Source organism: Thiohalomonas denitrificans (assembly GCF_016841685.1).
GTDB lineage: Bacteria > Pseudomonadota > Gammaproteobacteria > Thiohalomonadales > Thiohalomonadaceae > Thiohalomonas > Thiohalomonas denitrificans_A.
In genome coordinates this window covers 15,062-27,540 of sequence record NZ_JAENYR010000050.1, presented here as the reverse complement: position 1 = coordinate 27,540, position 12,479 = coordinate 15,062, and the positions used below count along the sequence as shown (strand labels likewise).

9 protein-coding genes are annotated in these 12,479 nt (G+C 61.7%); 6 read left to right on the top strand and 3 right to left on the bottom strand.

All coding sequences use genetic code 11. The annotated features are described in order from the left end of the window. Nucleotides 1-285 precede the first annotated feature (285 nt). The 5 genes from Q7L05_RS11525 (at nucleotide 286) to Q7L05_RS11505 (ending at nucleotide 4,032) form a co-directional block, all read left to right on the top strand. Entirely contained in the window at nucleotides 286-489 is a 204-nt protein-coding gene (locus Q7L05_RS11525) for a hypothetical protein (protein WP_092993398.1), read from the top strand. Between the two features lie 6 nt (nucleotides 490-495). Next, nucleotides 496-1,059: a hypothetical protein gene (locus Q7L05_RS11520; protein WP_303906485.1), complete on the top strand. Its 564-nt coding sequence runs from the start codon at nucleotides 496-498 to the stop codon at nucleotides 1,057-1,059. A gap of 253 nt (nucleotides 1,060-1,312) precedes the next feature. Further along, nucleotides 1,313-2,548: a DUF1015 domain-containing protein gene (locus Q7L05_RS11515; RefSeq protein ID WP_303906483.1), complete on the top strand. Its 1,236-nt coding sequence runs from the start codon at nucleotides 1,313-1,315 to the stop codon at nucleotides 2,546-2,548. 224 nt (nucleotides 2,549-2,772) lie between these two features. Continuing rightward, nucleotides 2,773-3,243: a DUF6231 family protein gene (locus Q7L05_RS11510; protein WP_303906480.1), complete on the top strand. Its 471-nt coding sequence runs from the start codon at nucleotides 2,773-2,775 to the stop codon at nucleotides 3,241-3,243. Nucleotides 3,244-3,291: 48 nt separating this feature from the next. After that, entirely contained in the window at nucleotides 3,292-4,032 is a 741-nt protein-coding gene (locus Q7L05_RS11505) for a pentapeptide repeat-containing protein (RefSeq protein ID WP_303906477.1), read from the top strand. Between the two features lie 296 nt (nucleotides 4,033-4,328). On the opposite strand, the gene Q7L05_RS11500 is transcribed toward Q7L05_RS11505, so the two are convergent. The 3 genes from Q7L05_RS11500 to Q7L05_RS11490 all read right to left on the bottom strand — a co-directional run bounded on the left by Q7L05_RS11500 (nucleotide 4,329) and on the right by Q7L05_RS11490 (nucleotide 9,512). After that, nucleotides 4,329-5,714: an HDOD domain-containing protein gene (locus Q7L05_RS11500; RefSeq protein WP_303906474.1), complete on the bottom strand. Its 1,386-nt coding sequence runs from the start codon at nucleotides 5,712-5,714 to the stop codon at nucleotides 4,329-4,331. A gap of 125 nt (nucleotides 5,715-5,839) precedes the next feature. After that, nucleotides 5,840-7,000, bottom strand: coding sequence for a DNA polymerase IV (dinB, locus tag Q7L05_RS11495; protein ID WP_303906471.1), 1,161 nt, complete (start codon nucleotides 6,998-7,000; stop codon nucleotides 5,840-5,842). 193 nt (nucleotides 7,001-7,193) lie between these two features. Next, nucleotides 7,194-9,512 (bottom strand): Tex family protein, encoded by a 2,319-nt coding sequence (locus tag Q7L05_RS11490; RefSeq protein ID WP_303906469.1) that lies wholly within the window; start codon nucleotides 9,510-9,512, stop codon nucleotides 7,194-7,196. A gap of 369 nt (nucleotides 9,513-9,881) precedes the next feature. On the opposite strand from Q7L05_RS11490, the gene glgP reads away from it, so the two are divergent. Further along, entirely contained in the window at nucleotides 9,882-12,434 is a 2,553-nt protein-coding gene (glgP, locus tag Q7L05_RS11485; RefSeq protein WP_303906466.1) for an alpha-glucan family phosphorylase, read from the top strand. Nucleotides 12,435-12,479: the final 45 nt, after the last annotated feature.

Genomic DNA, 12,479 nt, shown 5'->3' with positions numbered 1-12,479 from the left:
TGGCCTGCCCGCCCCGCTGGCAGCCGGGCAGCATGCCCGCGGCGCCGGCGATCCCCATCAGCTGTACAAACTGGCGGCGAGTTATCGACATGGATTGTATTCTCCTCCTGGGTGGGTATTTCGCTCGTCGGGTATCGAATGCACCCGTTATTCGAACGGCAATTTTCTTTTTCAAGAGAACGATTCTAATGGATATTCCCCCCACCATCCAGCGGCTGGGTGTGGGTCCGACGAAGCCGGTCGTGCTAAAATAGGCGCCACAAAATGCAAGGTAATTCCCCTCTAATGACCGGCATAGAAAACGCTCAGTATGACCTTACCGATGCTGCCTTCTCCCTGAGCACGGCGATCGATCTGCTTGCCAGCATCGACACGGACAGCTCTGCTCATGAACTGACGGAGATAGTGCGTCAGCTCGAATCGTTGAAGAGCGGCCTGGACAAGAGCTGTCGGCGGCTCAATCGTTTGCACGAAAGGGAAGAGCACTGATCCGCTGTGAGTGAACCGCGACGGCGTTTCCTCGCCACGATGGTAAAGTCCATGGCGCTTTTCACCGTGGTCATGTTCGGCGTGGCATTGATCGGATCACTGCCATCCGATCCCGACGGTGATATCCGGCCCGGTTTGAAACTGGCGGTAGGCGATATGCTCCCCGGAGAGTTCCGCAGGGCCGATTGGCAGGGCCGACCGCTTGTGCTCCTGCGGCGTACACCCGCGATGCTTGCAGCACTGGCCGATGCCCGCGGACATCTGCGCGACCCCGACTCGAACGCCTCCCGACAACCGCCGACCGCCCGCAATCCGGGCCGTTCACTGCGTCCCGAGCTCTTTGTCGCCTACGGCTTCGGGACCGGCACAGGATGCCCGGTCGGTTTCGTGCCAGCGGCGGAGAACGTCGGGGTGGAAGGGTGGTCAGGCGGTTTTCGGGACCGTTGCGACGGGTCGCTCTACGACACCGCCGGCCGCATTTACCGGAACCAGCCCGCCAGCAAAAACCTGGTAGTCCCCTCTTATCGTGAAGCGGGCAGCGACCACATCGAACTGGAGAGCCGGGATTGATGCACAGCGCCGTCTACAAAGGCCCTGAACGCGACGTTGTCTACCTTTTCTTTTGAAAGAGGACAATTTCGATGATATCCGGGGAGAGATCCGGACGATCCGATGATGTGGGTCGGGCTTCAGCCCGTCGAACTCCGATGACGGCCTGAAAACCAACCTGCAGGTATAGGTTCATCGCAACTCAAGTTTGACCCGGCCACCGAGCTGGTTTTCAATAGCGAACCCTGCCGATAACAACAGACGAGAAAAACACATGCCGCTCATTCGCCCTTTTCCGGGCCTGCGCCCGGCACCCGGTCGTGCCGATGACGTTGTCGCCCCGCCCTACGACGTTCTCAATACCGAAGAAGCGCGGGAGCGCGCGGCGGGTCGGCCCTGGAGTTTCCTGCACATTTCCAAGCCGGAGATCGATCTGCCGGAAGGCACCGACCCGTTCGCGGCAGAGGTCTATGCCAAGGGGAAAGAGAATTTCGAGCGAATGCTTTCGGAAGGAGTGCTGGTCCAGGACGTCCTGCCCTGCTATTACCTTTACCGTCTGATCATGGGCGAGCATGTACAGACCGGTCTGGTGGCCGCCGCCTCGGTCGCCGACTATGATGCCGGCCGCATCCGCAAGCACGAATTCACCCGTCCCGACAAAGAGGATGACCGGGTCCGTCAGATCGACAGCCTTGGAGCGCAGACCGGCCCGGTGTTCCTCACCTACCGGCACAATGAAGGCATCGACGACCTCGTCGAGCGGCTCACCGCGGCCGAACCCGATATGGATGTCACGGCCGACGATGGCATCCGGCACACCCTCTGGGCGGTCAGCGATACCGGCGCCATGCAGACCATTACCGACACCTTCGATGCCATGGAGCGTCTCTACGTGGCGGATGGCCATCACCGCTCCGCAGCGGCCTCGCGGGTGGCGGCAAAGCGTCGCGAAGCCAACCCCGAGCATACCGGCGATGAGCCCTACAATTTTTTCCTCTCGGTCATCTTTCCCGACGTGCAGATGCAGATCCTGGACTATAACCGCGTCGTCACCGATCTGGGTGGCCTTTCGGAAGAAGCGTTCATGAAAGCGATCGCGGAGGCCTTCACGATCGAGGACTCCACCGCACCGGTCAGGCCTCGTGAAAGCGGCGAATTCGGCATGTATCTCGGGGGCAGCTGGTATCGGCTGAAGATCAAGGCCGAACGCATTCCGGAAGACCCTGTCGGTCGCCTGGACGTCAGCCTGTTGCAGAACAACCTAATCGAGCCGTTGCTGAATATCAACGATCCGCGCCGGGACAAACGCATCGATTTTGTGGGCGGGATTCGCGGCCTCGGTGAACTGGAGAGGCGGGTGGACAGCGGAGCGATGACAGTGGCCTTTTCCCTGCACCCCACTTCTCTCGAACAGCTGATGGCAGTGGCTGATGCCAATGAGGTCATGCCGCCCAAGTCGACCTGGTTCGAGCCCAAGCTGGCCGACGGCCTTGTTTCCCACCTCATCTAGCAGGCTCCGGCCGGAGGGGCGACTATTTCCCGCATGGACCACTAGAGCACCGAACAGGTAAATTCCGAGCGGGGTGCAACTCATTGATATTGGGCGTCGGCCGCACGGACGCGGCCATCGAGTCTACAGGGACGTATTCATAGCATCCCCAATATCAATGAGTTGCACCCCGCCCCACCGTTAGCTGATCGAAGCTCTAGGTTCATTATACTAAGAAGGAGCTAATGGACACCTGTCGGAATGCCACCAGCGCCCTGCTGATGCAGCTGCGCCCGAAGACGCTACTCTGCATCGGAAGTGGTTGCGGTGCCTGGCAGAAAATGACCGACGCCCGGGTAACCGTCGTCTCCGGCCCGGAGCCACTAACCGAAATCGGCCAGCTTGGCCGTTTCGATTTCGCGTTGCTCCTGGATACACTGGAACAGCTGCCAAAGCGCGTCGGTGAACAGCTCCTGGCGGCCGTTCGAGACCTGCACGGCGGCCATTTTGCCGTGCAGCTGGGCGCCGAGTCGCAAAGCGCCTGGAGCGATAACGAACTGCGGGCGTTCGGGTTGGTCTTGCTGGCCCGCTGCGGCGATCCCTCGGCCCCTGACCGGCTGTGGGGATTCGATCTCAAGACCTACAAGCCGACTCCGGAGTGGCTAAACCCGAAGTTTTGGGCAAACCCGGAGTTATGGGATCGCTACTGGTGGTGACGGGGCCGTGTACAATGGAAACTCCCTGCAATACCCCAAGGAAACTTGATGCGCCGACTCGGACTCCTTCTTCTCCTCAGTGCACTTTCCCTGCCGGCACTGGCGGCCTGTGATGATCCTCCCGCAGCAGGTGTCAACTGGAGCGGGTGTGACAAACGCAGTGCGAAACTGCAGCGCGCGGATCTGCGCGGAGCGCTCCTCACCCGCTCCGATCTGACCGATGCCGACCTGTCCGGCAGCCGTCTTTCCGGTGCCGACCTCAACTTCGCCACACTGAACCAGGCCAATCTGTCCCGCTCCCGACTGGATGATGCCCGTTTTCTCAGCACTGAAATGGCCGGCGCTGATCTCAGCCAGGCGTTAATGGATCAGGCTCGGCTTGATCGAGCGAACCTTTCGGACGCCACCCTGGACGGCGCCCGACTCCGCCGCACCAGCTTCTACCAGGCTAACCTGGAGAACGCCTCCCTGCTGGAAGCCGATCTCCAGCAGGCGGACCTGGGGCAGGCACGACTGACCGGGGCCAATCTTGATCGGGCTCATCTGCTCAATGCCAGTCTGGAAGAGGCCGTACTGGAGGATGCCTCTCTGGTAGAAGCCAATCTGGAAAAGGCGAACCTGGAGCGGGTGAAGGCCTCGTTTGCGGATTTCAGCCGCGCCAATCTCACACGCGCATCACTGGTGGGAGCCGAACTGTTTCAGGCCCGCTTCGAAGAAACCAACCTGGCCGGCGCGATATGGACCGATCGCACCCGCTGCCATTTTGACGCCGTGGGTACCTGCCGCTGATCCTCAGCAGGCTATCCGGGCAGGAGGCCCCCCCTCGGCGATTCACTTCCGGAGTGTACGTACCTCACAAAAAAAACCGCAAAGCCGCGGGTCGGAGACAGGGCAACCGCATACTTTGAAGCGAGCGGTGTAAGTCCTTGATAGCAGGTCGTCGGCAGCAGGGATGCTGCCGTCGAGCGTACACGGATGTATTCACAGCGTACCTGCTATCAAGGACTTATATCGCTCGCCGACATCAAAAATGTGAGTATGCGTTTACCCTGGGGTCGGAGAGTACACAATTCATAATCCGCTGGTCAGGCTGCCATCTGCCGTGCGATGTAATCCAGGCCTTCGTCATCCTCCATGACCGTAGTCAGCGCCGCCTCTGCCTGAATCCGATTAAGGCCAAGGCGCTCCAGTATCGTGTCGCTCACTTCCGTTGTGGCCGATTCGCCAATTCCATGGCGCTTCAGCAGCGCGTTGGCCACATAGACAAGGTTGGGGTAGACCGAGTAATTGCCATGGTAATTGGCATTGTGGTGCTCCCGAACCGCCTCCACGATCTCCATCGGCATGTGCCAGACATTCATCAGCCATAGCCCCAATTCGGTATGGCTCACACCCACCGTTTCACGCTCCAGCTCGTTCAGCGGACGCTTCGGCTCCTTCTGCATGGCCCGGTTGAGACGCTTGAACTGCTCCGGGAAGAGGTGTCCAAGCAGTAGCAGGCCGAAATTGTGCAACAGGCCCGCCAGGTAGGCGGCCCCGGGAGAGGGCCGGCGGTTGTAGTCCATGGCACTGGATAGCGCCTGAGTCAGGGCGCCGGTGTGAACGGCGTGCCGCCAGAAGGCAGTCAGACCGATAGGACCGACCTTTACATTGCGAAAGCTCTTGCCGAGCACCAGACCGAACGCGGAGTCATAGACGAAATCAATACCGAGGACCTGCACGATCGCCTGCTCGACCGACGCCACCCTGCCCTGGTAGCCGTAAAGGGGCGAGGTGGCATAGCGGATGAGCTGAGCCGAAAGGCTGGGGTCCTGCTCAATCACTGCAGCCAACTCACTGGCGTGAGAGTAGGGATTGTTGCGCAGGCGCATGATCTCCGAGGCCATTCCCGGCATCGCCGGCAGTTCCGTGACTGACTCCACCTTGTGGCGGATGGCGTCCCGGGAGTTTGCAATCGGGCTATCGGTTTTATCGCTATGGCTGATCACATGTCGCCTCCAGCTGTCCGCCTGCAGACGAGCAAACGTGTCCCGGTCGGCACGAATAAAGACCCCTGCGGTACCCGAGGCGAAATAGACCGTCTCACAGCCATTCAGCCGACGGTCCTGAATGGCACGCAGGCCGAACGGCGCAGCCAACGGAGGAGTGGCTCCGGCGTCGCAACCGGGAAACAGGTCCCGAACCTCGGCATCCGTGCCGATGCGCATCTCCCGCTTGAACATCCGGGAAAGCCGCTCCAGGTCCGGCTTCCGGTCGGCAGGAATGATGGCCAATACGGCCGACCTGCCCGTTTTTTTCTCCGGCATACCGTCCGTCCTGGACATAAGGAGTACGGCGCGGGCTACGCTTTCGGCGGGCAGCCCGGCGTCCGCCACCATTTCATCAAAACTACCCGCGGTGTCCGTTACACGAACTTTATACTCGCCGCGCATCTCCGCCAGATAGGTCAGAATGTTTTTGGGAATTTTCATATCTCTGCTTTTCCGCTGCAGACGTCTAACAGCATTAAAATGCAGCCTATCGGGGAACAGGAGAAAATGGAGGGAAGAGAGTCACAGGGGGGGTTGGCCCAGTTCACAAACAGGGAAGTCCTCTGTCAACGCCTGCTGCCACCACGATGCATGGCATCGCTACCGAAACGGGAGCGGATTTGGTCGACGATGGAATCCACCCGACTGCTACGGGCACGCGTCTCGTTAAACAGGGATTGCTGGCAGGCCGAGGGGGCGTCGAAACCGCTTACCCCGACCCCCAGCAGCCGAACCGGTAAGTGGGGATGATCGAGCCGTTCCTCATAGAGTCGGAGGGCCGTATCCCGGATCTCCGATGTCACGTCAGTCACTTCCGGCAAAGAGAGGGAACGCGTCACCGTCGTGAAATCCCGGAAACGAACTTTGAGCGTAACCGTACGGCCCGCCAATTCCTGCCGACGCAGCCGCCACGCCACCTGCTCGGCCAATTCAGAGAGCCAGATCCGCAGGCTGTTCGGGTCGTGAATGTCCCGGGCAAAGGTGGTCTCGTTCGAGACCGATTTGGTCTCCTGCTCGCAGATGACCGGTCGCTCATCGATGCCGTGGGCCAATTCCCAAAGGTGTTCGCCGCCGCGCCCCAGATGGCGGGCAATGAGCCGTTGCGAATAGTGTCGTAACTGTCCCACCGTGCGGATCCCGAGGCGCTCCAGCTGGCGCGCCGTGGCCGGCCCCACTCCCCACAGTCGCGTCACCGGCATGGGGTCCAGTATCTCGGCAATCCGATTCGGATCGAAATGGAAAAAACCGTCGGGTTTGTTCATGTCGCTGGCCAGCTTGGCCAAAAACTTGTTGGGTGCCACCCCGACCGAGGCGACCAGATCCAGCTCTTCGAGGATTTCACCTTTGATTCGGCGCCCGATAGCAGCGGCGCTGCCGAATAGTCGCAGACTGCCGGTTACGTCGAGGAACGCCTCGTCCAGGGAGAGGGGCTCGACTAGCGGCGTGTAGCGCTCGAAAACGGCGTGAATCCCGCGCGAGACCTGCGAATAGAAGCCGTGACGCGGCGGCAGCACCACCGCCTTCGGACAGAGCCGCAGTGCCGTCGCCGTCGGCATGGCACTGTGCACGCCGAAACGCCGCGCCTCATAGCTGGCCGCCGCCACCACACCCCGCCCCTCCGGAGTGCCACCGACAATCACCGGACGACCGCGCAACTCCGGACGCTCCCGCACCTCCACCGAGGCGAAGAAGGCATCCATATCGACATGAAGAATGACCCGGCTCATGCGCCCATTTTACCGCCAAATCAGCCCTGCGACTGCAAATTACACCGCAGAGGCGCAGAGTGCGCGGAGTTCCACGGAGAAACCGCTAATGGTCAACACGCCGGACTGGGACGTAACAGCATCGTGAGGACCGCCTTTAAACCGGCTAACCTCTGCGCCCTCCGCGCCTCTGCGGTGATCAGGTTTCTGGCTGTTAGCGTTTGAGCTTGGCCAAGGCATCAGCCATGGCGGAGTTGCCCGCAGCCGGCTGTTCGCGCTGCCCCTGTTTGGGCTTGGCCGCCCCGGGCCGGCGCTCCCCGTTCGGGCGCTCGGTAGCACCTGTCTTTCCCTGGAGCGCATCACTCATGCGCATCGTCAATCCGATACGCTTGCGCGGCAGGTCCACCTCCATGACCTTCACCTTCACCAGGTCGCCCGCCTTGACTACCTCACGCGGGTCCTTGATGAATTTCTCCGACATGGCGGAGATGTGCACCAGTCCATCCTGGTGAACGCCGATATCCACGAAGGCGCCGAAGTTGGTGACGTTGGTTACCACCCCCTCCAGGATCATGCCCGCGTCCAGATCCTTCATCTGCTCCACGCCCTCCCTGAAGGCGGCCGTCTTGAACTCCGGGCGTGGGTCGCGGCCCGGCTTTTCCAGTTCGGCAAGGATGTCGCGGACGGTGGGCTCGCCGAAACGATCATCGGTGAAATTGGCCGGTTTCAAGCCGCGCAGGTATCGACTATCGCCGATCAGATCACCGATGGAGCGCCCACTCTCGTTCTGGATGCGTTCCACCACGGGATACGACTCGGGATGCACCGCAGAGGCATCCAGCGGGTTGTCGCCGTTCATGATGCGCAGAAAACCGGCCGCCTGCTCGAAGGCCTTGTCACCCAGGCGCGATACCTTTAGCAGCGCCTTGCGGGTGGGAAAGGCACCGTGCTCATCGCGGTAAGACACCACGTTGGCCGCCAGCGCCGGACCAAGGCCTGCCACCCGGGAGAGCAGCGCGCTGGAGGCGGTATTGGCGTCCACACCCACGGCGTTCACACAGTCCTCCACTACCGCCTCCAGAGCCCGCGCCAGTCTCATCTGGGAAACGTCATGCTGATACTGTCCGACACCGATGGATTTGGGCTCGATCTTCACCAGCTCCGCCAGTGGGTCCTGCAAGCGCCGGGCGATGGAGGCCGCACCACGTAGCGAGACATCGACAGCCGGCATTTCCTTGGAGGCGTACTCGGAGGCCGAGTAGACCGAGGCGCCCGCCTCGCTGACCATCACCTTGCTTAGCTTCAGTTCCGGGTGGCGTTTGATGAGGTCGGCCACCAGCCGATCGGTTTCGCGGGAGGCGGTGCCATTGCCGATGGATACCAGATCAACGTGATGCCTGGCGGCCAGCGCGGCCAGTGCCGCAATCGACTCATCCCAACGATTCTTCGGGGCATGAGGATAAATGGTGGCGGTATCCACCAGTTTTCCGGTGCTGTCCACCAGCGCCACCTTGACCCCGGTGCGCAGGCCGGGGTCGAGTCCCATGGTGGCCCGCGGGCCGGCAGGAGCGGCCAACAGCAGGTCGTGCAGGTTCTGGCCGAAGACCTTGATGGCCTCCTCCTCCGCCGCCTCGCGCAGACGGGCCTTCAGGTCGGTATCCAGATGAGTGAGGATCTTGACGCGCCAGGCCCAACGCACGGTATCCGCCATCCATCGGTCGGACGGACGCCCCTCGTTACGGATCCCGAAGCGGACGACGATTTGACGTTCACCGCTGGAGGGCTCCAGCGGGCTACGCCCCTCAGCTTCATCTTCCGGCAGGACCAGACTGAGGTTCAGGATTCCCTCCTTGCGCCCCCGGAACAGGGCCAGTGCCCGGTGGGAGGGAATGTTTTTTACCGGCTCCGAATAGTCGAAGTAATCGGAGAATTTGGCGCCCTCCTGCTCCTTTCCGGCCACCGCGACCGATTTCACAACGGCATTTTCCCACAGGTATTCACGCAGCTTACCGACCAGTTCGGCATCCTCGGCGAACTGCTCCATCAGGATCTGCCGCGCCCCCTCCAGGGCCGCCGCACTGTCCGCCACTCCCTTGTCGGCGTCGACATATTTCGCAGCCTCGGTTTCCGGGTCGAGCATCGGGTCGCCCAGCAGACCAAGCGCCAGCGGCTCCAGTCCCGCTTCCCGGGCGATCTGCGCCTTGGTGCGTCGCTTGGGCATGTAGGGGCGGTAGAGATCTTCCAGACGGGTCTTGGTGTCGGCATCGACAACGGCCTTTTTCAATTCCGGCGTGAGCAGGCCCTGCTCATCGATGCTCTTCAGCACCGTCACCCGCCGCTCCTCCAGCTCGCGGAGATAGGTCAATCGCTCCTCCAGCTGACGCAACTGGATATCATCCAGGCCACCGGTCGCCTCTTTCCGGTAGCGGGCCACAAACGGTACCGTGGCCCCGCTGTCGAGGAGCTGTACGGTGGCATCGATCTGGGCAACCCTGACGCCGAGCTCATCGGCAATGCGCTGAAAAATAGTCATGCAATACTTCCGTCGGTGGATCAAAGACCCCGGATTTTAGTCCGCGCTCCCGCACATGAACATATTGACATTACGGTTTTGCGCGGTGCTGCCAACTCGTGAACCGCGGGAGGCATGGGGATCCCGGGAATTGCGCCGTGGAAAAAGCTTATTTACAGGTCTCTGCTGGAGAGTAATATAAGCGTGCGGCCGACGACCTGATATCGAGAACCTGCACCACTCACTTCAATGTATCCGGTCGCCCTGCTGGCAAGAATCCCCGTCGGCTTTCTCTCCCCATCAATGAGGGCCACTTCCTCTTCGGCGATCGAACCTTTCGCTGCCGAGCCCTTCGGTTACACTGTATCGAAGCCCCTTTACTACTCTGCCATGGCAAACCGTCACACCAACCCGAGTTACCTGCCGCGCCCGCTGCCACCGCAACTTGCGGGACTGGCCGAGCTGGCGCTGGATGTGCGCTGGAACTGGAACCACGCCGCCGACCGTCTCTGGGAAAGCATCGACCCGGAACTCTGGAACGCCACGGGCAATGCCTGGGTAATCCTGGAGAGTGTCTCCCATCGTCGGCTGGAGAACCTCGCCGAAGATGAGACCTTCCGGTCGGAACTGGAGCGTTTGCTGGCAACCAGAGAGGAGTACCTCGCATCGCCAAGCTGGTTCAGTGAAAACCACGGCGGTGATGAACTGAACGGTGTCGCCTACCTGAGCATGGAGTTCGGCCTGGGCGAGGCGCTGCCAATCTATTCCGGCGGGCTCGGCATCCTTGCCGGCGATCACCTGAAGACGGCCAGTGACCTCGGTGTTCCCCTGATCGGAGTGGGACTGCTTTACCAGCAGGGCTACTTTCGCCAGAGCCTGGATGCCACCGGCGAGCAAATCGCCAGCTATCCCTATAACGACCCGACACTGCTCCCGGTCATGCCCCTGCGCGACGTCGAGGGTGAATGGCTGCGGGTCACCATCGATTTGCCGGGCCGCGAACTCCACCTGCGGGCCTGGCAGGTCCAGGCCGGACGCAACCGGCTCTATCTGCTCGACAGCAATCATCCGCTCAATGGACCCGCGGATCGCGGCATTACAGCGGAACTCTACGGCGGCAGTGCAGAGATGCGACTGCAACAGGAGCTGGTCCTGGGCATCGGCGGTTGGCGGCTGCTGCAGGCCCTTGCGGTCCAGTGCGACGTACTCCATCTCAATGAAGGCCACCCGGCGTTTGCGGTCCTCGAGCGGGCCGCCGATTTCATGCGCCGCTCCGGCACCGATTTTCCAACGGCGCTTCGTGCCACGGCGGCGAGCAACATCTTCACCAGCCACACTCCAGTAGATGCGGCCTTTGATCGTTTTCCCCGAGAGCTGATCGCGCAGTACCTGGAGCCTCTCACCCGATCGCTGGGAGTCACACTGGAAGATCTGCTGGCCCTCGGCCGCATCAATGGACCCGACGCCCATGAGCCGTTCAACATGGCCTACCTGGCATTGCGGTGCAGCGCCCGCATCAACGGCGTCAGTCGGCTTCACGGCGAGGTCAGCCGCGGCATCTTTCAGCCCCTGTTCCCTGGACGCCCCCAGCACGAGGTACCCATCGGCCACGTCACCAATGGGGTGCATATGCCCTCGTGGGATTCAGCGCATGCCGACGCGCTTTGGACCAACGCCTGCGGGAAAGAGCGCTGGCTCGGCGCCCAGGAGGGCATGGAGGAGAATTTCCGGGCGGTCGATGACGAGACACTCTGGGAGTTCCGGCTTCGTCAGCGCCAGGATCTGGTCCAACACCTGCGCCAACGGCTGGTCCGGCAGCAGCGGGCGCGCGGGCAGGGCCCCGCCCGTGCCGCGTCGTTGATCGAACGACTCGATCCCAACTGTCTGACCATTGGCTTTGCCCGTCGTTTCGCTACCTATAAACGGCCCGACCTGCTGCTGTATGATCCGCAACGGCTGGAGCGACTGCTGAATGACTCCGAGAGACCCGTGCAGCTGGTAGTCGCCGGCAAGGCGCACCCCAAAGATCGGCTGGGCCAAAAGATGGTGCGGCGCTGGAGCGATTTCATGCACCACTCCCGGGCACAAGGTCGCATGGTATTCGTGGAAGACTACGCCATCGGTCTGGCCACCGAACTGGTGCAGGGGGTGGATCTATGGCTCAACACCCCGCTGCGCCCCTGGGAGGCGAGCGGCACCAGTGGTATGAAGGTGCTGGTCAATGGCGGGCTCAACCTTTCAGAGCTGGACGGCTGGTGGGCCGAGGCCTACCGTCCGGAAGCGGGCTGGGCCATCGGCGATGGTCGCGTACACGACCACGACCCGGCATGGGATGCCCGGGAGGCGGAGCAGCTCTACTCGCTGCTGGAGGACGAGGTGGTGCCCGCCTTTTATGAACGGGATGAGCAGGGCATCCCCACCACCTGGGCGCAGCGGCTGCGGGAAAGCATGGCCCATCTGACTCCGACGTTTTCCGCCAATCGCATGGTGCGCGAATATACCGAAGACTACTACCTGCCTGCAGCGGCGGAGTGGCGTCGCCGGGTCGAGGACAACGGAGCACTTGCAGAAGAGCTCGAGGCCTGGCGACGCTCCATCAAGGACCACTGGCCCCGTCTTCACTTTGGTAGCGGCGGTGTCGAGAGGGATGGCGAACACTACCTTTTCCGCCTGCAGATCTTTCTCGATGAAATCGACCCGGATTTTGTGGCCGCGCAACTTTACGCCGTGCCGCGAAACGAGGGTGAACAGACGGTCTGGCCCCTTGAGCGTGGGCGGCCGCTGCCCGGCACCATCAATGGCTTCACCTTCCATGCCCGGGTCCCCGCCGATCGACCAGCCGACCACTACACCCCACGGCTGGTGCCGTATCATCCATACGCCCGGGTTCCGCTGGAGAGCCCCCAGATCCTGTGGCGACACTCCCGCTTGAGCGCTTCATAAGTTCAGTACGGTACCTTCAAAGAACACACCCAACCCGGTGGGCGT